Below are 23,782 nucleotides of genomic sequence, written 5' to 3'. Positions count from 1 at the left end.
CATGAAGACGAACAGCAAGAGCGGCAACCTGAAGCGCCTGAGCCGCATCGAAGGCCAGGTCCGCGGCCTCGCGCGCATGGTCGAAGAGGACCGCTACTGCATCGACATCGTCACCCAGATCGGCGCCGTGCGTGCCGCGCTGCGCCGTGTCGAGGAGGAGATCCTGCGCGAGCACGTCGCACATTGCGTCGAGCACGCGATCTCGTCCGGCGACAAGGCCGACCAGCGGCGCAAGGTCGCCGAGCTCATGGACGTCATGGGCCGCGCGGGGCGGTGAGTATCCGGCGAAGGAGCCGCATCTTTCGATATGTCATGGCCGGGCTTGTCCCGGCCATCCCGCTTAGGCGTGCACAGTGCCCATCTAAGCGGGGTCACCGGGACAAGCCCGGTGACGACAGAAGCGTCACTTCGTCGAGCAGCCGACCACCGTATAGGCGGGGCAGTAGCCGAAGATCGCGGTGAGGATCGGCACCACGCCGATCCAGCCGACCCAGGCCCAACTCGTGCCTGGCGCGATCCAGCCGAGCGCGAAAGCGATCAGGGCGAGGCCGACGACGACGCGCGCGATGCGGTCGAACGTTCCGACATTGACGGTCATGAGCAATGCTCCATGCGAAAGAATGGAGCGCAGGCTACCCGCTGGCGGCAGGCGGGAGTTGACCGGGATCAACAAAGGAGGGCAGGGCTGCCCGGGTCAAGTCCGGGCATGACCCGGAGGGTGTGGCACGTCGGTTCAGCCGAACCGCTCCCGCGCCAGCTTCGCGCCGGCGCCGAGCGCATTGAGCTTCGCCTCGGCGATGTCGCGCCGCATCGGCGCCATGCCGCAATTGGTGCAGGCGACGATTCTATCCTTCGGCACGAACTGCATGACGTCCTTGATGACGGCAGCGATCTCATCCGGCGTTTCGACCTTGTCGGTGGCGACGTCGATGACGCCGGCGAGCACGTCCTTGCCTTCGAGCAGGCCGAGCAGCTTCATCGGCACATGCGAGTGGATGACCTCGACCGAGACCTGGCCGATGCGGCTCTTCGCCAGCGCCGGAAAGATCTTCTCGTACTGACGCCATTCTTCGCCGAGCGCATTCTTCCAGTCGATATTGGCCTTGATGCCGTAACCGTAGCAGATGTGCACCGCGGTGCTGCATTTGAGGCCGTCGACCGCCCGCTCGAGCGCCTCGACGCCCCAGGTCGGCACTTCGTCCATGAATACGTTGAAGGCCGGCTCGTCGAACTGGATGACGTCGACGCCGTCGGCTTCGAGCGCCCGCGCCTCTTTGTTGAGCAGGTCGGCGAAAGCAAGCGCCATCCTGGCGCGGTCGCCGTAGTGCGCGTCGGCGACCGTGTCGGCGATGGTCATGGCGCCAGGCAGGGTGATCTTCAGTTTCTTCTTCGTGTGTGCGCGCGCGTGCTTCGCTTCGGCCTGATGCACGCGGCCCTTCAGCGTCAGCGCACCGCGCACCACCGGCACCATCGCCTTGTAGCGGTCGGCGCGGATGCCCATCTCGACCTTGTTGGCGAAATCGATGCCGTCGACGAATTCGAGGAAGCCGTGCACGAAGTGCTGGCGCGACATCTCACCGTCGCAGACGATGTCGATGCCGGCATCCTCCTGCACTTTGATTGCGAGCAGCGTGGCGTCGAGCTTGGCCTGCGCCAGCGCGTCGCCCGCGAGTTGCCACTTCGGCCACAGCTTGTTCGGCTCGGCGAGCCATGCGGGTTTCGGCAGGCTGCCGGCGACGGTCGATGGAAACAGCATCAGGCGAGGCTCCCGGTTTCCTCAGGCGAACGCCAAGTATAAATCCAATCGTAGTGCGCGCGCAGCCTGTCGCCACCCATGAATTTCATGCCGAGATTGCGGACGAGCGCTTCCGGCCCACTCCGCCCATAGATAGTGCCTTGCTTATGCGAGACCTGCTGCGCCCGCGCGGTGCGCAGGCGGCGCGCGCCTTCATAGGCGCGCAAGGCGTCGGCCGGGTCGTCGCGATATTCCTTCAGGCACCAGGCGAGCACGGCGGCGTCCTCGATCGCCATGCCGGCGCCTTGCGCCAGGAACGGCAGCATCGGATGCGCGGCGTCGCCAATCAGGCTCACCGGCCCTTCGCCGCCGCGGAAGGCGGCCTTGCGCTCGTACAGCGCCCATTTGAGCCAGCGCTTCGGCGTGGCGATCAAGTCGCGCGCGCGGTCATGCCAGGTCCAGCGGGCGAAATGACGCAGGATCTCCTTCGGCTCGCCGGGCGCCGACCAGCCGGCCTCGTTCCATTCGTCGTGCACGATGCCGACGATGTTGATCAGCGAACCGCCCTTGACCGGATAGTGCACGAGGTGCGCATCGAGCCCGAGCCACAGATGCACGAAGGGGGCCCGGAATTCGGCCGGCACACTGTCGGCCGGGATGAGCGCGCGCCAGGCGGTGCGGTGCGCGAACTGTGCCGGCCGCTGCCGCTTCAGGCGGGCGGCGACGTTCGACCAGATGCCGTCGGCGCCGATCAGCACCATGCCGCGCTCGTCGAACACCTGCCTGTCCTGCCGGCCGAGCACCGAGACGCCCTTCACATGCGCGGCGAAGTCCTCGACTCGCGTGCCGAGCTTGAGCGTGATGTCCATCGACGCTTGCGCCGCCGCGACCAGCGCGGCCTGCAGATCGGCGCGATGCAGCACCCAGAACGGCGCGCCGTATTTCTTCTCGGCATCGGCGAGCGGGATGCGCACGATCTCGCGCCCCGAGCCGCCGGACATCACGCGGATGGCGTGCGGCGCGACGGCATGCGGCAGCAGCCGCTCGCGTAAGCCCAAGGAGGTGAGGACGCGCGTGGCGTTCGGCGAGAGCTGCAGCCCGGCGCCGGTCTCGAGCAGTCTGTCGGCCTGTTCGAGCAGCGTCACCCGCAGGCCGGCCTTGGCCATGGTGAGCGCCGCCGTGAGCCCCGCGATCCCGGCGCCGGCGACGATGACGTGGCGCGCCTGCGTCAAGGACGTAAAGCTCCGGTCAGGCGGCGGTCAGGCGGCGTGGATGGCGGGCATGGCGCATGCCGCCGGCCGCGCCGAATGCGGGTCGAGTGTCGGATCGAATTTGTACAAGGTCGAGCAATAGGAGCAGATGATCTCGCTGTCGTCGCCCATGTCGAGGAAGATGTGCGGGTGATCGAACGGCGGCGTCGCACCCACGCACATGAACTCCTTGGCGCCGATCTCGATGACCGGCACGCCGGGATCGTTCTGGAAATGGGGGACGACGTGTTCCGCCATGAAGAAACCCTCGTGAATCGACGCAAACGGGCTGATTTGCGCGGCACCATAGCGGGGGCGGCGCGGCGTGCCTAGGCCCGTGAAGCGCGCGTCAACCATGCCGCCTGCGGCATCGGAACACCACGGAATCGCCGGGATTTTTCTCCATCGACAGGCGGCTGGCGGATAATCGCCGGACCGCGAGTCGCTGATCGCCGCGGAAAGGATCAGGGCATGCGCGACGCGAAAGGATTCGCGCCACCGGAGTTCCGACAGGAGCCGCGCCGTGCACGGCTGTGGCCGGCCGTGCTTGCGGCTGTGCTGTTCGCCGCGCTGGTCGCCTGGCTGGCGCCGCGCGGTTGGGACGCCGGGCACGCCTTTGCGCAGGAGAGCGATCCGGCGGCGGTCGCCGACCGCATGCTCGACACGAAATTCAATACCGACGTCGCGGCGTCCGGCATCGACGAGGCGCTGGCGGCGAACGACGCCGATCTTGCCAGGAGTTATCTCGACCTCGCCGATGCGCGTCACGTTGCCGTTGGCGACGACCGGCGCAAAAAGGTCGCGGCGGCGGTCGCCGATGCCGCGAGCACGACCACGGCGATGAAGAGCTTCGCTTACGGCTTCGTCAGCGGCGAGCCGACCGACGCCACGAGCTTCGCCGGCACGGCACTGGGTGATCTGTTCGTGTTCGGTGACATCCGCGACGCGGTGCGCGAGGGCGGCCGGCTGGCGATGGGCGAGAAGGCCGACACTTTGGTGCTCGGGCTTGCCTGCGTCGGTCTCGCCATCACCGCCGGCACCTATGCCACGCTCGGTGCAGAGGCGCCGGTGCGCGTCGGGCTGACCATGGCGAAGGTCGCCCGCAAGACCGGCCGGCTGAGCGAAGAACTCGCTGCATCGGTCGGCCGCATGTTGCGTGGGGTGGTCGACTGGGGCGCGCTGAAGAAGGCGATCGCCGGGGTGTCGGTCACCGAGCCGCAGCTCGCCGTGCGCGCCGCGCGCGATGCGGTGAAGGTCGAGCGCGCCGGCAAGCTCGTCGATCTCGCCCGCGATGTCGGCACCATCGAGGCGAAGGCCGGCACGCAGGCCGCGCTGGAAAGCCTCAAGGTCGCGGAGACGCCGCGCGAGATGTCGCGCGTCGCCAGGCTTGCCGGGAAGGAAGGCGGCAAGACGCGGGCGATCCTGAAGATCGGCGGCCGCACCGCCATCATGCTCGGCGGGGCTGCGCTCAGTCTCGCGAGCTGGCTGATCGGCGCGCTTATCGCCGTGCTGGGCTTCGTCGCCTCGCTCAAGCGCGGGGTCGAGCGCATGACCGAGAACCATTTGCGCCGGCGCAAGATCAAGCGTCAGCGCGCGGAGTTGCTCGCCGCGCGCTGACGTCTGTGACTGACAATCCGGCTTTTACGCCAGTTGCGCCTGGCGGTTCACCGACTTCTCGGCGAGTTTGTTCAGCAGCTTGTCGGTCTTCGATTCCTCCTCGAGCGTCTTCGACAGCAGGCCGACCGCATCCTTCAGCCCGAGCTCCTGCGCCCAGGTGCGCAACGTCCCGTAGCGCGCGATCTCGTAATGCTCCACCGCCTGCGCCGCCGCCAGCAGTCCGGCATCGAGCGCCGGCGAGTCTTTGTACTCCTCGGCGATCTCCTGGCCTTCCTCGACCAGGCCCATAATCGCCGGGCAGGTCTTGCCGTGCGGCTCCTGCTTGATCAGTGCGAACACCTGCTCGAGGCGCGCGACGTGTTCCTCGGTCTCGGTGCAGTGCTTCTCGAAGGCGGAAGCGAGCTCCTCGGACTGCGCCGCTTTCGCCAGCTTCGGCAGGGCGGTGAGGATTTTCTTTTCCGCGAAATAGATGTCCTTCAAGCTCTCGTGAAAGAGCTCGTCGAGTTGTTTCGGTTGCTTGGCCATACGCCTCTCCTTTGTCGGAACAGCAACACGGCGGCGCGCGATACGTTCCGGTCGGGCATTTGCGGGGGCCGCGAAATGCGCTAGAAGCCGCTTTCTTTTGTCATGAGCGTGACGTGCCGATATTCACACACGACGGCGTCGACATTTCCTATCTCGATGAAGGCGAGGGCGAGCCCATCGTGCTCGTGCACGGGTTCGCCTCCAACAAGGAGGTCAACTGGGTCGCGCCCGGCTGGGTGACGACGCTGACGCGCGCCGGCCGCCGCGTCATTGCACTCGACGACCGCGGCCACGGCCAGTCGAGCAAGCTCTACGACCCGGCGCTGTACAGCACGGCCCTGATGGCCGGCGACGTGCGGGCGCTGCTCGATCATCTCGGCATCGCCCGTGCCGACGTGCTCGGTTACTCGATGGGCGCGCGCATCACCGCGTTTCTCGCCGTCGACCATCCCGACACTGTGCGCTCCGCCATTCTCGGCGGCCTGGGCGTCCATCTCGTCGAAGGCGTCGGCTTGCCGACCAGCATTGCGGCAGCGCTCGAGGCGCCGAGCTTGCTCGAGGTGCCTGACCAGCAGGGCCGCATGTTCCGCACCTTCGCCGAGCAGACGAAGTCGGACCTGCGGGCGCTTGCCGCCTGCATCCGCGGCTCGCGGCAGACGCTGACGCGCGCGCAGGTGGCCGCCATCCGCGCGCCGGTGCTGGTGGCGGTCGGCAGCAAGGACGACGTCGCCGGTTCGGCGCACGAACTCGCCGCCCTCATTCCCGGTGCACAGGCGCTCGATATCCCCGGCCGCGACCACATGCTTGCGGTCGGCGACAAGGTGTTCAAACAGGGCGTTCTCGACTTCCTTAACCAGCGCGCATGACAGACCCGCGCAGCGGCGCGGGCGACATGTTTCGTATCTCCTGAGCTCTCCCAATCTGTGCTAGAAGGAATATGTAGGGGTCCTGAGAGGCGTCGGAGAATATTATTCTATGGCACAGCTTCAGACGCGGCCGGCGAAAGGCCTCGACAAGGTCGATCCGGTCTGGTCCCGCATCCGCAGCGAGGCCGAGGACATCGCGCACCGCGAGCCCGAGCTCGCCGCCTTCATCTACGAGAACATCCTGCATCACGACACGCTGGAAGGTGCGGTGACGCATCGCATCAGCCAGCGGCTCGATCATGCCGATGTGTCGGCGGAACTGATCCGCCAGGCCTATCGCGACGCGCTCGAGGACGAGCCGGCGCTCGGCGAGGTGTTCCGCGCCGACATCGTCGCCATCGTCGACCGTGATCCGGCCACCACGCGCTTCTGCGAGCCGGTGCTCTATTACAAGGGGTTCCACGCCATCCAGACGCACCGTCTGGCGCACTGGCTGTTGAGCAAGGGCCGCAAGGATTTCGCGCTCTATCTGCAGAGCCGCGCCTCGGTGGTCTTCCAGTGCGACATCAATCCTGCGGCGCGCATCGGCCGCGGCATCTTCCTCGACCATGCGACCGGACTGGTCGTCGGCGAAACGGCGGTGATCGACGACGACGTCTCGATCCTGCACGACGTCACGCTCGGCGGCACCGGCAAGGAGCACGAAGACCGGCATCCGAAAATCCGCCGCGGCGTCATGATCGGCGCCGGCGCCAAGATCCTCGGCAATATCGAGATCGGCCATTGCGCGCGCATCGCGGCCGGCTCGGTGGTGATCAAGCCGGTGCCGAACAATGTCACGGTCGCCGGCGTGCCGGCCAGGATCGTGGGCGAGGCTGGCTGCCCCGAGCCGTCGCGCGCCATGGACCAGATGCTCTCCGGCGTCATGCTCGACGGCTGAAAACCGGCGTTGGATGGCGCTTGCGCGGTCGCTCCCGATCGGGCATAGGCGTCCGATCATAAGGAGCGGCCGTGAACGTCCAGGAAATCAGAAAGCTCGACGCCTACCTCAAGAAGCTCTTCGGCAACGCGCAAATCCGCGTCGTGCCCAAGGCCGGCGACGAGGCGAACGTCTTCATTGGCGAGGATGAGATCGGCGAACTGACCGCCGATGAGGACGAGGGCGAACGTTCCTACAATTTTCGCATGGTGATCCAGCTCGGCAGCGATCCGAGCATCCAGCCGGTGCCGGCGCTCAACGCCTATCTCCGCCGCCGCTTCGACAACGACAATATCCGCGTGGTGACGCGGCCGAAGAAGATGGACTCCCTCGAGGCCTATATCGGCGAGGAGTTCCTCGGCGTGCTGTTCGTCGAGATCGAAAAGGGCCGCCGCTCCTACATCTTCGAATTGCCGATCCTCGACGTCGACCTCGAGGGCGATCTCTAGATCATTGCGGATGTAGCCGCGCCGTCAGCGTATCGACCGCGCTTGCGACCTGTTGCCAGTTGTCCAGCCAGGCGCGCGGAAAGCGGAAGGTGAGGTCGGCCTCGCCGATCCTTTTCTCCAGCAAACAGCTGCCCGAACCGATCACGCCGTGCGTGGCGCAGCGGGCGAGGAAGTGCTGCGGGTTGTTCGACTCGAAGACCAGCTCCTCGCCGGCGTAGGGCGTGTCCTTACGGAAGCCGCGCAGCGTCAGCCCCGGCGGCCCCGCGACCGGTTCGGCCACGAGATAACGCGGATAGATGGTCTCGACGCGCTGGATCGGCGACATGGTGCCGTCGGCGCCCTCGATGGAGATGAACAGCCGCTCGAGCGGCGTCGGCGGCGCGCCCGGCGGCGGCGATTTCTCCGCGGGGTCGGGCGGGGTCAGTGTCGGCCAGACGTAAGCGAGATCGACGCGCGCCTGCGTGCCGGGATGGCGCTGCACGCGCATGCGGATGGCGGCCGGTTCGATGTTGAAGGCCGTGCCCGCTACCACGATCGGCAGCGCCGGCGCGTCGAGCGCCACAGGTGCGTCCGGCCAGCGTGGCCAGAGCAGGTAGCCGACATAGGTCGCCGCCACCGCCCCGGCGATCAGCAGCACGATAAGCGGGGCGGCGAGGGGGCTGTGGCCGCGGCGGCGGCCGCGACGCGTGGTATGGGCGAAGGCCATTGCGCTGGTCCAAGTCCCTGAAGGTACGGCGTTTCGGGACGCGCCTCCGGATATAGCCGCGCATCCGTTAACCACCCGTTAAGCATGATGTGGCGGCCGGCCGGCCTCTCGGGCCTAATGGCGGCCTGTCCCGTGTTGAGGCCGCGTCATGACCCCGCAATCGATCCAGATGCTCATGTCCCTGGCGATCGGCTTTGCGGTGGCCGGCCTCTGTTGCTCCACCTATCGGCTCGTCACCGACCGCTTGCCGAGCTTCACGCTGCTGCATCGGGGGCCACGCCCCGCGACCTTCGCCGCGCTCGGGCTGCTCTTGATGTCGGCGCCGTTCCTCATCATGCGCAACACGCTGCTCGGCGGATCGGGCGAGGGCCGCTTCCGGGTGGTGTTCTTCGCCACCCTGGTCGCCGGCTTCTGGAGCCTGATGTCCGGTATGGTGGTGGTGATGACGCTGCAGGCGCTTTTCCTCACCTGAGCGCTTTTCTCCTCCGGCCGCTTCGGGCAAGTTCGCCCGCCTGACGGAGGACAAGCATGCCGATCTACGAACTCGACGGAGCCAAGCCGGAATTCCCCGGCGAAGGCGACTACTGGATCGCCGAGACGGCGACCTTGATCGGCCGCGTTCGCCTCAAGCGCAATACGAGCGTGTGGTTCGGCGCGGTGCTGCGCGGCGACAACGAGTGGATCGAGCTCGGCGAACGTTCGCAGATCCAGGACAACGCCACGCTGCACACCGATCCAGGCTTTCCGCTCACCATCGGCACGAATTGCGTCATCGGCCACAACGTCATCCTGCATGGCTGCAGCATCGGCGACGAAAGCCTCGTCGGCATGGGCGCGATCATGCTCAACGGTTCGAAGATCGGGAAGAACTGCCTGGTCGGGGCCGGCGCGGTCGTGACCGAAGGCAAGGAGTTTGCCGACAATTCGCTGATCGTCGGCGCGCCGGCGCGCGCTATCCGCACGCTCGACGACAAGGCGCGGCAGATGATCCTCGGCGGCGCCGACATTTATGTGCGGCGGTCGCAGCAATACGCCAAGGCGCTCAAGCGCATCGGCTGAGCCAATTTAAAAAAGGTGCGGCCGGGCTTGGGGGAGCCCGGCCGCGCGCAGTCCCGGTCTGGGGACGGGGAGGGGTGGGGACGTGACCGGGACCGCGTGTCTCCACCGATACTCTTTGCGATGCGCGCGCCCCGCCGGCGCGCGCCTCGTCGTCAGCGTGCCGAGACGAAAGCCGGCGCCGTGCGCGGCTCGCCCAGCGAAACCCATGTGTTCGGATCGGACTGCGACTGCCGCTTGACGAAGCGGTAGCCGGTCTTGTTCCAGGCGACGATCCGGTTCTCCTCGTTGTCGAGGATGAACTCGCCGCGGTTGGTCTTGACCGTGAGCACGGCGTGCCCGTCGCCCTTCTTGTCGCGTACGACGGTGATGAGCAGCGCCTCGCGCGGCCAGCCCGCCTTCATCAGCATCCGGCGCTTTTGCAGGACGTAATCCTCGCAATCGCCGTAGCCGTCGTCCGGATAATTCCAGCGTTCGACCACGCCCCAGTGGTCGAGATCGGTCATCGGCTTGACGGTCTCATTGACCCAGTTATTGACCTTCACCAGATCGGACCAGGCCTTCGGCGTGAGCACGATGTCGCGCGGCTGTGACGGCCTGGTCGCGCATTCGCCCTTGTATTCGGCGCAGAACTCGACCCAGCCGATCGGCGCGCGGGTGTTATCGCCGACGCTGGCGTAGCTCGCATTCGGCATTTGTGCGGCGCCGTGACCGATGGACCCGGTGCGATCGGCGGCATGTGCGCTGCCGGCGGCGAACGCCGTCATGCAGGCAAAGAGCAGCGCGCCGCCGGCGCGCAAACCCTGATGTGTACGCTTGAACATTTTGTTGTGACCCCATCCCTGTCGTGGGGCCAGATGTCGCATGAAGCTTTTGCGGTGCCGCTAAATGGAACCCGCGAATTTAAAATCAACACGAGTCGAATGCGCGGAGAATGATCGCAAATCTCAAATCGAATACGGATAAAAATGGAGAGAATACGATTTGTCTAAAATTGTCGGCATTCACCGTTGCAGGCGCGGCAGTATGCGTGTTTTGCGCGGTCGCGGCGGCGCGCGTTTACCGTGATCGCGGCAGCGGCGTGGCGGTAGAGTCGGGCCCAACGGCACCTGCACGCGCGCAAAACACGCGTCCGGACGCCGACAAGTCGAGCGATGCGATTAAGGGAAAAGAGAGGCTATTCGCCGGTAACGCCGTCTTCGACGAAATCCGAGTGCTGCAGCCGCGTGAATTCGATGGCGAAGCCGTCCTCGATATGACGGACGACGCGGCCTTGCGTCTTGCCGATCATGATCATGGCGCCGACGACGGGGCGCAGGTCGGGTGCGATCGAGATCGCGGCGCCCGACTGCGACAGGTCGATGACGCGGCAGGCGACGTTGACGCCGCTCGGCAGGATCAGCCGCGCGATCGGATTGCGCGGCGAGAAGCGGCCATGGCGGCGGTCTTCCGGCAGGTTGAGGATCTGCCGGTTGGCGAGCCAGGTGAGCTGCGCGGCAAGCTTGTCGCGCTTGCGCAGTGTCGCCGAAATGCTCATGGCGAAGCCGTTCTCGATGAGGCGGGAGATCTTGCCCTCGAGCCGGCCGAGATGGTCGACATAGGCGATGACGCGTTCGCCGGGATTGCCAACCACCGGAGCGACCAGGGCCATGCCGCCGGGCGACATGTCGATGACCTGACACGGAAATTCGCGCCGATCGGCGAGCATGTAGCGACCGAGCAGGTTGACCTTGACCCGTTGATGGCGCCGGCGTTCTTGCGCCAGCGGCAGAACCCGCGGGCTCTTCAGCTGCGTTGCGGCGGCCATTGGCGACACGTTCTCCGATAGTCGCCCAACCTATTGCCCTATTGTTAACGGGGGGTTGATTCAGCGGCCGCGATCGCCGCTCGGCGCTTCGCGGCCGCCGGAGTAGACGACGAAGCCGTGGCGCGGCCGGCCGCCGCCGGCGCCGGAGACGAAGCGGGGGGCGGCTCTGCCGCTGTCTTCGCCGAGATGGCGGAGGCTACGGAGCGAAAGTTCCACGACCGGCTTCTCGCCCAGCCAGTAAGGCGGCACGACCGGCGCCAGCACGCCCATCGCGCGAATGCGCGCGAGACCGGTATGCGCCAGCGGCAAGATCAGCATCTCGATGTCGGTCACGGAACCGTCGGCGGCCGTTCCGACCAGGCCGGCGACGGCGCCGGCGGCTTCCTCCGTCACGACCGTGACCAATTCGTCGATCTGCTTGCGGCTGTCCTCGCTCCACAACGCGGCGAAGGACTCGCCCTTGATCTCGCGGCCGAACAGCGCGCAGACCCGCGTTCCGGCGAGGCGGAAGCGCAGTTGGTCGACAAAATCGGCCGCCAGCATGAAGGTGTCGCCGAGGGCCTGGCGGATTTCTCCTGGATCGATGTCGGCGCGGTCCGGCGCCGGCCGGTTGCGCCGGCGGTCCTGCCAGTAATCGAGCACGAGAGCGGAGGAGACATGTTTCATGAGCGCCCACCTGTTCCACCGCGGGACGGTGCGGGCTCTCATCTGTCCCTCGGCGGGACACACGGGCCGGCTTTTCGCCGCGGTGTGACGTGAGCAGCGAGAGCCGTGCCGCCGGAGCGGGCGCGCGAAGGCCGCCGCGGATTAGTGTTAAAACCGCAATCCGCTTGGACGCGCGGCGGCAATCACCTACCGTGCTCGGCGAGAAGAAGGCGCCCGGCTCCAGGACCTCCGGCGCTTCAACTGATGAGGGCCGCTTCTGAGCGGCGATGTCATTGCGCCGGCGACGGCGCCAGCATCACCGGATGTTCGGCTCGAAGGAGGGCGAAAGCCCTCCTTTTTCTTTTGTGCGCGCCTATCTTGGGCGCGGGGCGCTTCGGCTTGCAGTGACGCCGGCAACGGCGTAAGGCGGGCCGCCCACCGGAACCTTTCCGTGAATCGCGAGCCCCTGTTCAACGTCCCCACCGTCGTCGCCGCGCTCGTGGCGATCATGGCTCTCATCAACGCCATCTTTCAGTATGCGCTGGCGCCTGAGCAGCAGGAGCTGGTGCTGAAGCTGTTCGCATTCATACCGGCCCGGTACGATGCCTCGATATTTCCATATCCCGGCGGCTTTGCGGGCAACCTCTGGACCTTCGTCACCTATTCGTTCCTGCACGCCAGTTGGATGCATTTCGGCGTGAACGCGATCTGGTTTCTGCCGTTCGGCAGCGCGGTGGCGCGTCGTTTCGGCACGTGGCGGTTTCTCGCTTTCTTCGCCGTGACGGCCGCGGCGGGCGCGGCGATGCATCTGGCGACGCATGCGGGCGAGCAATATCCGATGATCGGCGCCTCGGCGGCGATCTCGGGCACGATGGCGGCGGCAATGCGCTTCGCCTTCCAGCGCGGCGGACCGCTCGGCATGCTGCGCACCAATGACGAGGACGCCTACCGCGTGCCGGCGCTGCCGCTCTCCGGCGTGTTGCGCGACGCGCGCGTGCTCTTGTTTCTCGCGGTCTGGTTCGGCGTCAACATCGTGTTCGGCGTCGGTACCTTTCCATCGCTGACCGGCGGCGAGACGGTGGCCTGGCAGGCGCACATTGGCGGCTTCCTCGCCGGGCTCCTGTTGTTTGCCTGGTTCGATCCTGCGCCGGATTTGCCGCAATACGACGATTCCACCGCAATGCGGTCTTAATCTTCGCCGCGCTGCAGCGCAGGATTGATTTGACGGAACGGCAAGGCGGCACAATCGTTGGCGCTGAACCGGCGCGTGTCATGCCGGGCCGGACGAAACAGGCGCTCGAGCCGGAATACGGTTCGTTGTTCCGGTCTCCTGCGCTGACAGGGAGGCTGCCGTGAAAGTCATCGACATTCTGGCCGCCAAGGGCGGCGACGTTATCGGTATCGAACCCGCGGCGACACTGGAGACGGCGGCGAAGCTGCTGTCCAAGCATCGGATCGGCGCGGTGGTGATCTGCGGTGCGGGCGGACGACTCTCCGGCATCCTGTCGGAGCGCGACATCGTACGGGCTGTCGCCCGCGAGGGCGCGGAGGCCCTATCGTTTCCGGTTGGGCAGGTGATGACGCGCGACGTGGTCACCTGCGACGAGAACGATACCTGCGCCGAGATCATGGAGCGGATGACGGCGCACAAATTCCGCCATCTGCCGGTGTTGCGCGACAATGCGATCGTCGGACTGATCTCGATCGGCGACGTGGTCAAGCAGCGGGTCGAGGAGATCGAGCATGAGTCGGAGGCGATGCGCGATTATATTCGCAGCGCCTGAGCGCCGCTTGCGCGCTACTTGCCGCCGGCGCCGCCATTGCCGTCGGCGGCCGGGGTGAGCGCCGCGATCGCCTCGTTGATCTGCTCCAGCGATTTTTCCGCCGCTTCGGCGCCGATTGCGATGGCGTCGCTGCCGCGATGGAAGTCGAACCAGCCGATCGGACCCAGCCGCGGACTGATCAGCACGTCCGGCGGATCGCCGGCGAGGCGCGCGCGCGTGATGCGGTCCTGCATCACGTTGAAGGCTTCCACCATCACTGTCGGGATGCCGGGACGGCCGCGCCGGCCCAGCATCTTGCGCCGGAGCGACGGTTCGCGCCGGAACAGGCCGCGCAACCCCGGCACGCGCGGCAGCGTCGCGGCCGCGGCTTCCGCCAGATCCTCTTCGTCGGAGCCATGGCTGGCGATGATGGTGCCGCGGCCGAACAGATCGGAATTGAGATTGACGGCAATGACCAGCCGCGCGCCGAGCGCGCGCGCCGCCGACACCGGCACCGGGTTGACCAGCGCGCCGTCGACCAGCCAGCGGCCGCCGATGCGCACCGGCGGGAAAATGCCGGGCAGGGCGTAGGACGCGCGCAGCGCGTCGACCAGACGGCCGTGCGTCAGCCAGATTTCGTGGCCGGTGTTGAATTCGGTGGCGATGGCGGCGAAGCGCGTCGGCAGGTCGTCGATGCGCATGTCGTGCAGGCCCGCCTCAAGCGTCTTGGCAAGGTGATTGCCGGTGATGAGGCCGGAGCCCGACAGGTTGATGTCGAGATAGCTGATCACGCTGCGGACATTGAGGCTGCGCGCCCATTGCTCCAGCGTGTCGAGCTGCTGGCCGGCGTAGGTGCCGCCGACCACCGCGCCGATCGAGGTGCCGACGATGACGTCCGGCACGATGCCGTGCGCAGTCAGGACCTTGAGGACACCGATATGCGCGAAGCCGCGCGCCGCGCCACCGCCGAGAGCCAGACCGATGCTCGGCCGCTGCGGCGGCACAGGGGCCTCGGATGTGGCGGTCTCACCGTGGTTAGACCGGGTGCGCGCGAACAGTCCTTCGAAAACCAAGTCAGGAGTCTCCCCTGATGTCAGGAATGATCGGTCTGGGGCGAGCCCTGCACAAGTCCGACGCTACAACATGGTGAAAACGGCTGGTGCGGCAATCGTGTGACCGCAATGCGCGCCATGCATAGTCGGACGGTAAAAGGCGGCCCCCTGCTCAGGTTTCGGGGCGGGTCATCGAAAAGAGCGCCTCGACCACGGCGTATTGGTCATAGCCGCAGCGGGCGATCGGCTTCAGCGCCGCCGTGTCGAGCGCGCCATTAACAACGTACCGGTCGTCGATATGGACACCGATCACCTCGCCGAACACGACATGGCTGGCGAGCGGCTGATGCTTGTGGGTCTCGAGCGGCACGATGCGCACGAGCTTGCATTCGAGTGCGCAGGGTGCGGCGGCGACTCGCGGCGGCTTCACCAGGACCGAGGGCGCGGCGGTCAACCCGGCCCGCTCCATCTCGTTGACGCCGTGCGGCAGCGGCGCCGAGGTGGCGTTCATCGCATCGCGCAGGTCCCAGGTGGCGAGATTGCAGACGAACTCGCCGGTCTCCTCGATGTTGCGCACCGAGTCCTTGCGGCTCTCGCTTGCGAACATCACCATGGGCGGCCGGCTGTTGATGCCATTGAAGAAGGAGTATGGCGCGAGATTGACCTCGCCCCTGGCGCTGACGGACGAGATCCAGCCGATCGGCCGCGGCGCCACGATCGCCTTGAACGGATCGTGTGGCAGCAGGGTGCGGTCGCGCTTGTCGCAAGCGTAGAACATCGGCACCTCGCTTCTCAGGACGCGGGATAGCGGGTGACGATGTCGGCGAGCGCCGGACGGTCGCGCTCCTCCGGCGGCTTGCGCGGCCGGCCGATATGGACGAAGCCGGCGATGCGCTCATGCGGCGCAAGGCCGAGCCGGTCGAGCACGGCGCGGTCATAGGCATACCATTCGGTGATCCAGCTTGCGGCGTAACCGCTGGCGTTTGCCGCGACGACCAGCGCCATCGCCGCGGCGCCGGCGGACAGCTGCTGCTCCCATTCCGGAATCTTCACGTGCGGCGCGGCGCGGCTGATCACCGCGATCACCACCGGCGCGCGGGCGAGACGATTGCGCTCGAACGCGAGCTGATCGGCGGTCGCCTCAGGATGCAACTCCTCGAAGCGGCTGGCGATGATCGCGCCGGCGTTCGCGCGCGCCGCACCCTCGAACACGATGAAACGCCACGGCGCCAGCTTGCCGTGGTCCGGCACGCGCGAGGCGATCGTCAGCATCGTTTCGATCTCGGCAGCGCTCGGCGCCGGCCCGGTCATTTCGATCGGCTTCACCGATCGGCGGATTTTCAGGAGTTCCAGGGCGTCGGGCATTGCTTATCCTCGATACTGCGATGTCGGCGGCGCTAGCACAGGCGCGCAGAGCCGACAAATTCCCGTGCAGCCTGCGGAATCGAGCGCCGCCCGCGGAAACCGGGGCATTTCAGTAGCATCATACTACTTGGCGGTGAAGCTGGTTGATGAAGCGCAATGTCTCCAGGTGTCTTCGGAACGAAATAAGAATGATCGGCGATGCCGATCAGGTCGTCGACTCGGCGCAGGGACGACCGCGCGCCGGGCTTCAGGGTCACATCGAGGACACCGCGCGTATGGTCACGATCGTTCGGCTTCTCATATTTCTCGCGCTCCTATCGTGTCCGGCGACGCTGGCCGCCGCGCCGGCCACATTGAAGATGTCGTATTACACATCGGATCGGTCGAGCGTCTATCAGTGTTTCGTCAGTCCATTTATCGAAGCGATCAACAAGGCGGGCGCCGGAGTTATCGAAATCAGTGTTCTGTTCAGCGGAGGCTCCGCCATACCGGAGCAGCCGAAACTCGTTCGCGACGGAACGGCGGATCTCGCCGTAATCATCCCCGGCTATTCACCCCAGGAGTTTCCCGACACCTTAGTTCTGCAATTGCCGGGCCTTTATCGCGATGAGCACGAGGCGTCCATAATCTACGCGAGGTTGGCCGGAGCGGACGCGCTCCGGGATTACCAGCCCTTCGTCTTTGTCGGAGGATACGTTTCGCCCGGCGAAGACATTCACAGCCGAAAGCCGCTGACGGGGCTGGGCGACCTCAAGACTCAATCCATCCGCGTCAACAACCTCGTCGAAGCTGACGTTTTGCGGATGCTCGGTGCGACCCCGGTCCTGCTGCCGATCAATCGCACGATGGAAAATCTCAACGACGGCAAGCTCGATGGCGTGACCGTCCCTGACTATATGGTCTTTGAATTCGGGTTCGGCCGTCTGACCGCGCATCATTATCTGGCTGGCCTTGGTGGCGCGGCATTGGCGATCGTGATGAACAAGGCGAAATTTGACAGTCTGTCCCCGGCTGCGCGGGCGCTCGTGAAAAAGTACGGCGGCGAATGGCTGGCGGCACAAACGTCCGCCTGTGTGGCCGCCAAGGGCCGGGAGGTTCTCGCGGGACTGAAAGCTGACGCGCGACGCAAGGTGACAGAGCCGTCGCCTGCAGACCTTGCGACGCTGCACACAGTCTACGCCTCGGTGGTCGACGCCTGGGCTGCCGAGAGTCCGCACAACCGCGAGCTCCTCGCTTTGGTGAATGCGGAACTGGCCAAGCTGCGAAAGGAGACTCCGCGATGAAACCGTGCGTCCCAGGGCGAGCGATTGAACGTGCGGCGACCTGCTTCGCCGCACTCATTACGCTGCTGCTGCCGTCCCTGAGCCTCGCCGCTCCGGTGGAACTCAAGCTGGCATTCTTCACATCCGAGCAGAGCGACACCTTCCGCTTCGGGGTCAAGCCATTCGTCGATGCCGTCAACGCCGAGGGGCAGGGCCTTGTCAGCATCAAAGTCTATTCGGACGGAAAGCTCGGCAAGAACGTGGCCGAGCAGGCGCAGATGGTGCTGACCGGGGTTGCCGATATCGCCTGGGTGGTGCCCGGGCAGACGCCGTATCGATTTCCCGACAACGAGGTGCTGGAGATGCCCGGCCTCTTTCGCGACGTGCGGGAAGGCTCGCTTGTGTACACACGTCTTGTGGCGTCCGGCGCCCTCCGCGGTTACGACAGCTTCTTTGTCATCGGCGCCTTTGCGAGCGCACCGAGCATCATCCACAGCCGCAAGCCGATCAGATCGATCGCCGATTTCAGGGGACTCAAAATACGCACTAATAATACAATGGAAGCGGAGACGCTCGGGAGATTCGGCGCCATTCCGACGGTGATGCCTGCGTCGATGTTGGCGGACGCCTTGGCCAAAGGCACTGTCGACGCGGCCGTCGTCAGTCCCACGGGCCTATTCCAGTTTGGCGCGGCCGGCTCCGCCAAAAACCATTTTCTGCTCGCCATCGGAACAGCGCCGCTGCTCGTCGTCATGAACCGGCAACGCTTCGAGCAATTGCCCGACTCGGTAAAGGCGTTGATCCGCAAGTACAGCGGCGATCAGGCTGCGACGACATGGAACAAGTTCTTCGGGGCCAGCGAACAGGCCTCGCTCGATAAGATCAGATCGGATCCCACTCGCACGGCCGTCGAGCCATCGCCCGCCGACCGGAAAACCGCACAAGATATCTACGCGGCGCTGCTTCAAGGCTGGGCGGCAAAAGCCCCGCGCAATGCCCGGACCCTCGCCGCAATCGAAGCCCAACTCGCAACCATTCGCGCTGAGAAACAGTGAAGGCGCCTCATGAATCCGCTCTCCAACATCACGCTACGGACGTCGGTCGGGCTGCTGTTGGCAATTCTCGCAACGCTGGTCGGCGGCACCTGGCTCACCGTGAAGGTGACGACGGACCATCTGCTCTACCGGAACGCTACCGAGACGGCGCGAAACTGGGCGCAGTACTTGGCCAGCAACGTGACCGATCTGGAACAGATCGCCGCCGGCGAAAAGCCATCGTCGGCCAGTATGCAGTTTTTCCGCGCCACCGCTCGCTCCGAGAATGTCTATCGCTATGTCATTTTCAACCGATACGGCTATTCGATACTCGTTTCTGATCGTGGCGCCGTAACCGCTGTAGAGGTCTCTGACCATAGCGCTATGGCGGCGCAGTCCCTCAAAAACATCGAGACAATTGTAGATGCCAGGGCGGGCACCTCGGCGGGCGAGCCGAAATATTTTGCCGAAGCATTCGTTCCGGTCATGCTCGGAGGCCGGCCAATCGCGGTCGTGGCCGCCTATGTCGACCAGGTCGACGCGCGCGACGATTTCTTCTCGAGCTCCTTGTTGGCCGCCGTATCTTTATGCGGCCTGACGACAATCGCATTCGGCCTTCCGGCCATCGCCTGGTACCGGCGGACGCGGGAGAAAGAGCAGGCCGACCGGCGCATCCACTTTCTGGCCCACCACGACACGCTGACGGGGCTCGCCAACCGCGCGCGTGTGATCGAGCGACTCGAAGCGGCCCTGGCCGTGCGTTCGTCGACCGGCGGCCAGGTGGCGCTGCATTTCATCGATATCGACCACTTCAAGCAGGTCAACGATACGCTCGGCCATGACGGCGGCGATTTCCTGCTCAGGGCGATCGGTGAACGCTTGCGCGCGATCGTTCGCGTCGAAGACATGGTGGCCCGGCTCGGAGGCGACGAATTCGTCGTCATTCAGACAAATGTCGCGGACAAGGCCCAGGCCGAAGCATTCGCGCATCGCATCATAGAAGTCTTGAGCACCGGCAGCTTTTTCAGGGAGCAGGAAATCCGGTCGACGTTCACCATTGGCGTCGCCCTGGCGCCGGGTGACGGCAATACGGCGGAACGGCTGCTCAAGAGCGCGGACCTGGCGCTGTATGCGGGCAAGGCGGCTGGCCGCAATTGCATCCGCTTCTTCGAGCCCGAAATGGACGCGATGCTGCAGAGGCGCATCGCGCTGGAAAAGCTGATGCGCGAAGCGGTGGCGCACGACGGCTTCGTTCTTCACTACCAGCCGGTGTTCGAGATGGACAAAAAGATTCTGGTGGGCTTCGAAGCGCTTGTCCGCCTGCCGGCGCCGGACGGCACGCTGATGCCGCCGGATGTGTTTATCCCGCTTGCCGAGGAAATGCGGCTCATCGACAAGATCGGAGCGTGGGTGCTGCATGAGGCCTGTCGGGTGGCCAAGACCTGGCCGGGGCAGTTGACGGTGGCCGTGAACCTCTCGCCGGCGCAATTCGAATCCGGGATGATCGAAGCCGAGGTCGCCGACGCCTTGCGGGAATCCGGGCTTGCGCCGCGTCGCCTCGAATTGGAGATCACGGAAAGGATCCTGCTCGATAATACCGAGGCCGTTATCGGCACGCTGGGGCGCCTGAAACAGATGGGCGTGTCGATCGTTATGGATGATTTCGGCACCGGCTACTCGAGCTTGAGTTACCTTTGGAAATTCCCGTTCGACAAGATCAAGATCGATCGCAGTTTCATGGAGAGCTTCGAAAGGTCGGGTCGCGACGTCGAAACTGTGGTCAGAACCATTATCGCGCTCGGCCGCGAGATGAAGATGCGCGTGACAGTGGAGGGTGTCGAAACGGCGAGCCAGGTCGACTTCCTCTACGACGCCCAAGCCGATCAGGTGCAGGGATTCTATTTCGGCCGACCGGTGCCGGCGAAGGCAGTAAGCGCTGATCTGCTGGCGCGGTTCCTCAACTCGGCGGATGCGCCGGAAGCTCAAGACGCGCCCGGGACGCCAGCCGGTAGTAACGCCTAGAGCGGCGTTTCCGGAGGCAATGCGATCGACCTGGCTTGAAATCGCCGCGATTTCGACCGAAAACGGCGCGGTCATGCCTCGCCCCCCGATCACCGCAGCGTTGGCGCGGCGGCTTTTGCCGCTGATGGCGCTCGTCGTCTCCTGCCTGATGGTCGGGGCGGCGTTGGCCCAGGGCGCCGGCAATGGCGGATTGCTCAACGCCGCGTCCTCGGCCGGCATGATTTCGCCGAACGGCGCCGACGTCTTCGGCCCCGGTGGCGTGCTCGGCTCGCCCGGCCAATCGCTGATTATGCCCAACGGCTCGCCCGCAACCCCGATGGTGCCCGCCGGGCAGGTGGCGCTGGCCCTCGCCGCTCGCTTCGGCAAGGACGCACCGCCGATCGCCGGCGGACTCGAATGGCGTATCTATGCGGCCCGCCCCGACGCGCAGGGCAATTTTCGGTTGGTGCGCGAGGACAAGGCGCCGGCGCCGACCATGGTGCTGCCGGCGGGCAACTACATCGTCCACGTCGACTTCGGGCTCGCTACGGCGGTCAAGCCGGTGGTGCTGCGCGGACCGACGATCCACGAGATGTTCGACCTTCCGGCCGGCGCCCTGCGCATGGAAGGCCGCGTTGGCAACGCCCGCATCCCGCCGGGCCAGATTTCCTTCGAGGTCTACAAGGGCAGCCAGTTCGAGCCGGGCGATCGCCGGCCGATCGCCGAGCACGTGCCGACCGACGGCGTGCTCGTCGTGCCCGAGGGCACCTATTACATCGTCTCGAACTACGGCGACGCCAATTCGGTGGTGCGCTCCGACATCCGCGTCCAGGCCGGCAAGCTCACCGACGTCACCGTCAATCATCGCGCCGCGGCGATCACGCTCAAGCTCGTCACCGAGAAGGGCGGCGAGGCGCTCGCCAACACTGCCTGGTCGGTGCTGACGCCGGGCGGCGATGTGATCAAGGAGTCGATCGGCGCTTTCCCGCGCGTGATCCTCGCCGAAGGCGAATACCGCGCCATCGCCCGCAACGAGGGCAAGGTCTACGAGCGCGAATTCAAGGTCGTCGCCGGCGTCGACGGCGACGTCGAGGTGATGGCGCAGTGACGGACGCCATCGACGCCTTCAGCCGCATCGACCCGAAGCGTGCCGCGCTGCTGCTCGACGTCGACGGCACTTTGATCGACATCGGACCGTCGCCGTTCGAGGTCGACGTGCCGGACGAGCTGCGCGCGGCGCTGGCGCGGCTCATCGACCTCACCGACGGCGCGCTGGCGCTGGTGAGCGGCCGGCCGATCCGCGATCTCGACACTTTGTTCGCGCCGCTGAAGCTGCCGGCCGTCGGCGGCCACGGCGCCGAGACGCGCTTGCACCGCGACGAGACGCCACGGCGCATCGCCGATCTGCCGGCAAGCCTGCGTGAGTATCTGATCTCCGCCGTCACGCCCGATCCGCGCCTCGCCTACGAGGACAAGGGCTATTCGGTGGCGCTGCACTTCCGCAAGGCGCCGGAGCACGAGGCGCATCTGCGCTCGCATGTCGACAAGGGGCTGGCGATCTACCCGAAAGACCAAGTCGAGGTGCTGCCCGGCAAGGCGATGCTCGAGGTCAAGCGGCCCGGCATCAGCAAGGGCGCGGCGGTGCGCGACTTGATGACGAGAGCGCCGTTCGGCGGACGCAAGCCGGTCTTCATCGGCGACGACGTCACCGACGAGTCGGTCTTCGCGGTGATGCCGGAGCTCGGCGGCGAGAGCTTCTCCGTCGGCCGGTCATTCGCGGGCGTCCCGCACATTTTTGCCGAGCCGGCGGACGTCCGCCGCGCGCTGGCGCGGCTCGCCGGCGTCTGACGCGGCCCACCGGCTCGTCGGCAGCCTGCCGCTCGCATTGAAGCCCGCGATGATCTCCTTGCCGGTCGGCGGATTGTAGCTGGCGATCTGCGGATCGTCCGTGAGCGGTCCCGCGGTCCAGTTCTCGCCGGGAAGCGGCGTGACGACGACGTTGTTCAGCAAGCCCAAATGAAAGTCCGGATCGAAATAACGCATCGTCCGGTCGCTGAGGTCGATGATGCGGCCCGGCGCCAGCGGACCGACATCGTTGACCCTGACGATCGCTTTCATGTCGCCGCATTCGACCAGCGCAAAGGTCGGCCGGTAGTTGCGGCCGAAGCGAATGCCGCCGAACCGGTCGCGCAGATCGGTGCGGATGGCCGCCGTCCAGGTATCGGGATCATAGAATTCGCCCGACGCCGTCTCGAAACCCTCCGGCTGGTTCAGTGCGGCGAAGGGATCGTAGGTCGAGGCGATGCCGAAGATGCCGTCCTCGATCGTCAGCATGTCGTAGTGTGCGAGTTTCGCCGGCATCGATTCGAGCGGACCGGCAAAACCTTGCCGGGCCGGCAACAGAATCAGTGCGGCGAGTGTAAGCAGAAGCAGCCGGAAGACGTTCTGTCTTTGCACGCTGGCCCCCGAACGAAATTGTCGTTCGAGGGCGATTCAATCGATCACCGATAAAGTCGACGTAAAATGCCGAAGTACAAAATCCGACCGATTTTTAAGTAAAAGGCCGTCGCTTCAGCCAGCAATCCGTAACGTGTCGTCGTCGCTCATGCGGCGGCCTTGTCGTGATCGGGGCAGGGGTGCACCTCGACCGTGACATGGCTCAGGCCACGCAGATGCGCGATGCGGCGCTTGTAGACGGCCGGATCCTGCGGCCGGTCGCTGACCATCGAGACGATCGCGGCGTGATGGCCGGGGCCGAGCCGCCAGACATGCAGGTCGGCGATGCGGTCGCCCTTGATCTCCAGGTGGCGGCGGATGCGGGCGTCGAGGCCGTTGAGCGGCACGCGGTCGAGCAGCACCGCGGCGGCGTCGCGGATCAGCGTCGCCGACCAACTCAGGATGACGCCGGCGCCGACGATGCCGATGATCGGGTCGGCCGCCGACCAGCCGAACATCCAGCCGACGCCCAGGCTCGCGATCGCCAGCACCGAGGTGGCGGCGTCGGCCAGCACGTGCATGTAGGCCGCGCGCAGGTTCAGGTCGCGGTGGTGGTGTTGGTCGCCGTCGTGCGCGTGGTCATGATCGTGGTCGTGGTGATCGTGCTCATGGTGAGCGTGGCCATGCCCGTGATGATGGTGGTCGTGACTGTCGCTGAGCAGCCAGGCCGACACGACATTGACGACGAGACCGACGGCGGCGATGGCCATCGCCTGGCCATAGGCGATGGCGACCGGATGGAGGAGCCGCAGCGCGCTCTCATAGGCGATGAGGACGGCGATGATGGCCAGCACCACCGCGCTCGTGAAGCCGGCGAGTTCGCCGACCTTGCCGGTGCCGAAGGCGTAGCGCGGATCGTGCGCGCGGCGGCGCGCGTAAAGATAGGCCCAGCCGGCGACGCCGAGCGCCGCGGCATGCGTCGACATGTGCCAGCCATCGGCGGTGAGCGCCATCGAGCCGAACAGCGAGCCGCCGACGATCTCGGCGACCATCATCGCCGCGGTAATCGCCACCACGGCCCAGGTGCGCGCCTCGTTACGGGCGTGGTGCTGGCCGAGAAACACGTGCTCGTGTCTCCAGCGATCGAGATCCTGGCTGTGCATGGCGATTCCTCAATGCGGTGCCATTCTACGTAAATCATGCGGCATCGCGAGTCTACGCAGGATCAGTGCGT

Annotated in this window: 28 protein-coding genes and 1 pseudogene; 15 read left to right on the top strand and 14 right to left on the bottom strand. The window is 65.9% G+C overall.

What is annotated here, in order from left to right; genetic code table 11:
- The first annotated feature begins 1 nt into the window (after position 1).
- Entirely contained in the window at positions 2-277 is a 276-nt protein-coding gene (locus tag VGV41_RS09110; RefSeq protein ID WP_326863494.1) for a metal-sensitive transcriptional regulator, read from the top strand.
- 126 nt (positions 278-403) lie between these two features.
- Here VGV41_RS09110 and VGV41_RS09105 read toward each other — a convergent pair whose 3' ends face one another.
- The 4 genes from VGV41_RS09105 to VGV41_RS09090 all read right to left on the bottom strand — a co-directional run bounded on the left by VGV41_RS09105 (position 404) and on the right by VGV41_RS09090 (position 3,243).
- Complete coding sequence (locus VGV41_RS09105) at positions 404-598, bottom strand: DUF2892 domain-containing protein (RefSeq protein WP_326863493.1); 195 nt, start codon at positions 596-598, stop codon at positions 404-406.
- Positions 599-733: 135 nt separating this feature from the next.
- Positions 734-1,756, bottom strand: a complete 1,023-nt coding sequence (locus VGV41_RS09100; protein ID WP_326863492.1) for a methionine synthase — start codon at positions 1,754-1,756, stop codon at positions 734-736.
- A complete protein-coding gene (locus VGV41_RS09095) occupies positions 1,756-2,967 on the bottom strand; it encodes an FAD-dependent monooxygenase (protein WP_326863491.1) in 1,212 nt (403 codons plus the stop codon). Before VGV41_RS09095 ends, VGV41_RS09100 begins: the two co-directional genes overlap by 1 nt.
- Before the next feature lie 27 nt (positions 2,968-2,994).
- Positions 2,995-3,243, bottom strand: a complete 249-nt coding sequence (locus VGV41_RS09090; protein ID WP_326863490.1) for a zinc-finger domain-containing protein — start codon at positions 3,241-3,243, stop codon at positions 2,995-2,997.
- 213 nt (positions 3,244-3,456) lie between these two features.
- On the opposite strand from VGV41_RS09090, the gene VGV41_RS09085 reads away from it, so the two are divergent.
- Entirely contained in the window at positions 3,457-4,602 is a 1,146-nt protein-coding gene (locus VGV41_RS09085; protein ID WP_326863489.1) for a hypothetical protein, read from the top strand.
- 24 nt (positions 4,603-4,626) lie between these two features.
- Here the strand turns inward: VGV41_RS09085 and VGV41_RS09080 are convergent, their stop codons facing one another.
- Positions 4,627-5,127: a ferritin-like domain-containing protein gene (locus VGV41_RS09080; RefSeq protein WP_326863488.1), complete on the bottom strand. Its 501-nt coding sequence runs from the start codon at positions 5,125-5,127 to the stop codon at positions 4,627-4,629.
- A gap of 113 nt (positions 5,128-5,240) precedes the next feature.
- Here VGV41_RS09080 and VGV41_RS09075 point away from each other — a divergent pair, with 113 nt between their 5' ends.
- The 4 genes and pseudogenes from VGV41_RS09075 to VGV41_RS23005 all read left to right on the top strand — a co-directional run bounded on the left by VGV41_RS09075 (position 5,241) and on the right by VGV41_RS23005 (position 7,421).
- Positions 5,241-5,993, top strand: a complete 753-nt coding sequence (locus VGV41_RS09075; protein ID WP_326863487.1) for an alpha/beta fold hydrolase — start codon at positions 5,241-5,243, stop codon at positions 5,991-5,993.
- A gap of 109 nt (positions 5,994-6,102) precedes the next feature.
- Positions 6,103-6,933 (top strand): serine O-acetyltransferase, encoded by an 831-nt coding sequence (gene cysE, locus VGV41_RS09070; RefSeq protein WP_326863486.1) that lies wholly within the window; start codon positions 6,103-6,105, stop codon positions 6,931-6,933.
- Between the two features lie 71 nt (positions 6,934-7,004).
- A pseudogene (locus tag VGV41_RS23010) lies at positions 7,005-7,187 on the top strand (DUF3126 family protein); the annotation flags it as partial.
- Positions 7,179-7,421: a DUF3126 family protein gene (locus tag VGV41_RS23005; protein WP_414705087.1), complete on the top strand. Its 243-nt coding sequence runs from the start codon at positions 7,179-7,181 to the stop codon at positions 7,419-7,421. The pseudogene VGV41_RS23010 and the gene VGV41_RS23005, both read left to right, overlap by 9 nt.
- 1 nt (position 7,422) lies before the next feature.
- Here the strand turns inward: VGV41_RS23005 and VGV41_RS09060 are convergent, their stop codons facing one another.
- Positions 7,423-8,127, bottom strand: coding sequence for a hypothetical protein (locus VGV41_RS09060; protein WP_326863484.1), 705 nt, complete (start codon positions 8,125-8,127; stop codon positions 7,423-7,425).
- Positions 8,128-8,275: 148 nt separating this feature from the next.
- On the opposite strand from VGV41_RS09060, the gene VGV41_RS09055 reads away from it, so the two are divergent.
- Positions 8,276-8,599, top strand: coding sequence for a DUF6949 family protein (locus tag VGV41_RS09055; RefSeq protein WP_326863483.1), 324 nt, complete (start codon positions 8,276-8,278; stop codon positions 8,597-8,599).
- Between the two features lie 56 nt (positions 8,600-8,655).
- Entirely contained in the window at positions 8,656-9,186 is a 531-nt protein-coding gene (locus VGV41_RS09050; RefSeq protein WP_326863482.1) for a gamma carbonic anhydrase family protein, read from the top strand.
- A gap of 152 nt (positions 9,187-9,338) precedes the next feature.
- Here VGV41_RS09050 and VGV41_RS09045 read toward each other — a convergent pair whose 3' ends face one another.
- The 3 genes from VGV41_RS09045 to VGV41_RS09035 form a co-directional block, all read right to left on the bottom strand.
- Complete coding sequence (locus VGV41_RS09045; protein ID WP_414705077.1) at positions 9,339-10,007, bottom strand: transglutaminase-like cysteine peptidase; 669 nt, start codon at positions 10,005-10,007, stop codon at positions 9,339-9,341.
- A 353-nt stretch (positions 10,008-10,360) separates the two neighbouring features.
- Entirely contained in the window at positions 10,361-10,990 is a 630-nt protein-coding gene (locus VGV41_RS09040) for a PilZ domain-containing protein (RefSeq protein WP_326863481.1), read from the bottom strand.
- 60 nt (positions 10,991-11,050) lie between these two features.
- The gene (locus tag VGV41_RS09035) at positions 11,051-11,656 is read right to left on the bottom strand and encodes a PAS domain-containing protein (RefSeq protein ID WP_326863480.1); all 606 of its coding nucleotides are present in this window, start codon (positions 11,654-11,656) and stop codon (positions 11,051-11,053) included.
- A 430-nt stretch (positions 11,657-12,086) separates the two neighbouring features.
- On the opposite strand from VGV41_RS09035, the gene VGV41_RS09030 reads away from it, so the two are divergent.
- Both VGV41_RS09030 and VGV41_RS09025 read left to right on the top strand, forming a co-directional pair.
- The gene (locus VGV41_RS09030) at positions 12,087-12,827 is read left to right on the top strand and encodes a rhomboid family intramembrane serine protease (RefSeq protein WP_326863479.1); all 741 of its coding nucleotides are present in this window, start codon (positions 12,087-12,089) and stop codon (positions 12,825-12,827) included.
- Positions 12,828-12,987: 160 nt separating this feature from the next.
- A complete protein-coding gene (locus tag VGV41_RS09025; protein WP_326863478.1) occupies positions 12,988-13,419 on the top strand; it encodes a CBS domain-containing protein in 432 nt (143 codons plus the stop codon).
- 14 nt (positions 13,420-13,433) lie between these two features.
- On the opposite strand, the gene VGV41_RS09020 is transcribed toward VGV41_RS09025, so the two are convergent.
- The 3 genes from VGV41_RS09020 to VGV41_RS09010 form a co-directional block, all read right to left on the bottom strand.
- Positions 13,434-14,402: a patatin-like phospholipase family protein gene (locus tag VGV41_RS09020; RefSeq protein WP_326863900.1), complete on the bottom strand. Its 969-nt coding sequence runs from the start codon at positions 14,400-14,402 to the stop codon at positions 13,434-13,436.
- A gap of 220 nt (positions 14,403-14,622) precedes the next feature.
- Positions 14,623-15,228: a flavin reductase family protein gene (locus VGV41_RS09015; protein ID WP_326863477.1), complete on the bottom strand. Its 606-nt coding sequence runs from the start codon at positions 15,226-15,228 to the stop codon at positions 14,623-14,625.
- A 14-nt stretch (positions 15,229-15,242) separates the two neighbouring features.
- Complete coding sequence (locus VGV41_RS09010; protein ID WP_326863476.1) at positions 15,243-15,815, bottom strand: nitroreductase; 573 nt, start codon at positions 15,813-15,815, stop codon at positions 15,243-15,245.
- A 188-nt stretch (positions 15,816-16,003) separates the two neighbouring features.
- Between VGV41_RS09010 and dctP (VGV41_RS09005) the strand changes: the two genes are divergently transcribed.
- The 5 genes from dctP (VGV41_RS09005) (at position 16,004) to otsB (ending at position 21,960) form a co-directional block, all read left to right on the top strand.
- Positions 16,004-17,098 (top strand): TRAP transporter substrate-binding protein DctP, encoded by a 1,095-nt coding sequence (gene dctP / locus VGV41_RS09005; RefSeq protein ID WP_326863475.1) that lies wholly within the window; start codon positions 16,004-16,006, stop codon positions 17,096-17,098.
- Positions 17,095-18,132, top strand: coding sequence for a TRAP transporter substrate-binding protein DctP (gene dctP / locus VGV41_RS09000; RefSeq protein ID WP_326863474.1), 1,038 nt, complete (start codon positions 17,095-17,097; stop codon positions 18,130-18,132). Before dctP (VGV41_RS09005) ends, dctP (VGV41_RS09000) begins: the two co-directional genes overlap by 4 nt.
- A gap of 9 nt (positions 18,133-18,141) precedes the next feature.
- Positions 18,142-20,133 (top strand): putative bifunctional diguanylate cyclase/phosphodiesterase, encoded by a 1,992-nt coding sequence (locus VGV41_RS08995; protein WP_326863473.1) that lies wholly within the window; start codon positions 18,142-18,144, stop codon positions 20,131-20,133.
- 73 nt (positions 20,134-20,206) lie between these two features.
- The gene (locus tag VGV41_RS08990) at positions 20,207-21,220 is read left to right on the top strand and encodes a hypothetical protein (protein ID WP_326863472.1); all 1,014 of its coding nucleotides are present in this window, start codon (positions 20,207-20,209) and stop codon (positions 21,218-21,220) included.
- The gene (otsB, locus tag VGV41_RS08985) at positions 21,217-21,960 is read left to right on the top strand and encodes a trehalose-phosphatase (RefSeq protein WP_326863471.1); all 744 of its coding nucleotides are present in this window, start codon (positions 21,217-21,219) and stop codon (positions 21,958-21,960) included. The genes VGV41_RS08990 and otsB overlap by 4 nt, the downstream gene beginning before the upstream one ends.
- Here the strand turns inward: otsB and VGV41_RS08980 are convergent.
- Both VGV41_RS08980 and dmeF read right to left on the bottom strand, forming a co-directional pair.
- Positions 21,883-22,569, bottom strand: a complete 687-nt coding sequence (locus tag VGV41_RS08980) for a septal ring lytic transglycosylase RlpA family protein (RefSeq protein WP_326863470.1) — start codon at positions 22,567-22,569, stop codon at positions 21,883-21,885. The genes otsB and VGV41_RS08980 overlap by 78 nt on opposite strands.
- Positions 22,570-22,715: 146 nt before the next feature.
- Positions 22,716-23,711 (bottom strand): CDF family Co(II)/Ni(II) efflux transporter DmeF, encoded by a 996-nt coding sequence (gene dmeF, locus VGV41_RS08975; protein WP_326863469.1) that lies wholly within the window; start codon positions 23,709-23,711, stop codon positions 22,716-22,718.
- Between the last annotated feature and the right edge of the window lie 71 nt (positions 23,712-23,782).

It is taken from the genome of Pseudolabrys sp. (genome assembly GCF_035943735.1).
Taxonomy (GTDB): domain Bacteria; phylum Pseudomonadota; class Alphaproteobacteria; order Rhizobiales; family Xanthobacteraceae; genus Pseudolabrys.
The sequence above is the reverse complement of the archived record's forward strand: the minus strand, read 5'-3'. Positions and strand labels throughout refer to the sequence as shown.

Coding starts and splice junctions, on each gene's coding strand:
- VGV41_RS09110 (WP_326863494.1), top strand. CDS start 2: ATGAAGACGAACAGCAAGAGCGGCAACCTGAAGCGCCTGAGCCGCATC.
- VGV41_RS09105 (WP_326863493.1), bottom strand. CDS start 598: ATGACCGTCAATGTCGGAACGTTCGACCGCATCGCGCGCGTCGTCGTC.
- VGV41_RS09100 (WP_326863492.1), bottom strand. CDS start 1,756: ATGCTGTTTCCATCGACCGTCGCCGGCAGCCTGCCGAAACCCGCATGG.
- VGV41_RS09090 (WP_326863490.1), bottom strand. CDS start 3,243: ATGGCGGAACACGTCGTCCCCCATTTCCAGAACGATCCCGGCGTGCCG.
- VGV41_RS09085 (WP_326863489.1), top strand. CDS start 3,457: ATGCGCGACGCGAAAGGATTCGCGCCACCGGAGTTCCGACAGGAGCCG.
- VGV41_RS09080 (WP_326863488.1), bottom strand. CDS start 5,127: ATGGCCAAGCAACCGAAACAACTCGACGAGCTCTTTCACGAGAGCTTG.
- cysE (WP_326863486.1), top strand. CDS start 6,103: ATGGCACAGCTTCAGACGCGGCCGGCGAAAGGCCTCGACAAGGTCGAT.
- VGV41_RS23005 (WP_414705087.1), top strand. CDS start 7,179: ATGGTGATCCAGCTCGGCAGCGATCCGAGCATCCAGCCGGTGCCGGCG.
- VGV41_RS09060 (WP_326863484.1), bottom strand. CDS start 8,127: ATGGCCTTCGCCCATACCACGCGTCGCGGCCGCCGCCGCGGCCACAGC.
- VGV41_RS09055 (WP_326863483.1), top strand. CDS start 8,276: ATGACCCCGCAATCGATCCAGATGCTCATGTCCCTGGCGATCGGCTTT.
- VGV41_RS09050 (WP_326863482.1), top strand. CDS start 8,656: ATGCCGATCTACGAACTCGACGGAGCCAAGCCGGAATTCCCCGGCGAA.
- VGV41_RS09045 (WP_414705077.1), bottom strand. CDS start 10,007: ATGTTCAAGCGTACACATCAGGGTTTGCGCGCCGGCGGCGCGCTGCTC.
- VGV41_RS09040 (WP_326863481.1), bottom strand. CDS start 10,990: ATGGCCGCCGCAACGCAGCTGAAGAGCCCGCGGGTTCTGCCGCTGGCG.
- VGV41_RS09035 (WP_326863480.1), bottom strand. CDS start 11,656: ATGAAACATGTCTCCTCCGCTCTCGTGCTCGATTACTGGCAGGACCGC.
- VGV41_RS09015 (WP_326863477.1), bottom strand. CDS start 15,228: ATGTTCTACGCTTGCGACAAGCGCGACCGCACCCTGCTGCCACACGAT.
- VGV41_RS09010 (WP_326863476.1), bottom strand. CDS start 15,815: ATGCCCGACGCCCTGGAACTCCTGAAAATCCGCCGATCGGTGAAGCCG.
- dctP (WP_326863475.1), top strand. CDS start 16,004: ATGATCGGCGATGCCGATCAGGTCGTCGACTCGGCGCAGGGACGACCG.
- dctP (WP_326863474.1), top strand. CDS start 17,095: ATGAAACCGTGCGTCCCAGGGCGAGCGATTGAACGTGCGGCGACCTGC.
- VGV41_RS08995 (WP_326863473.1), top strand. CDS start 18,142: ATGAATCCGCTCTCCAACATCACGCTACGGACGTCGGTCGGGCTGCTG.
- VGV41_RS08990 (WP_326863472.1), top strand. CDS start 20,207: ATGCCTCGCCCCCCGATCACCGCAGCGTTGGCGCGGCGGCTTTTGCCG.
- dmeF (WP_326863469.1), bottom strand. CDS start 23,711: ATGCACAGCCAGGATCTCGATCGCTGGAGACACGAGCACGTGTTTCTC.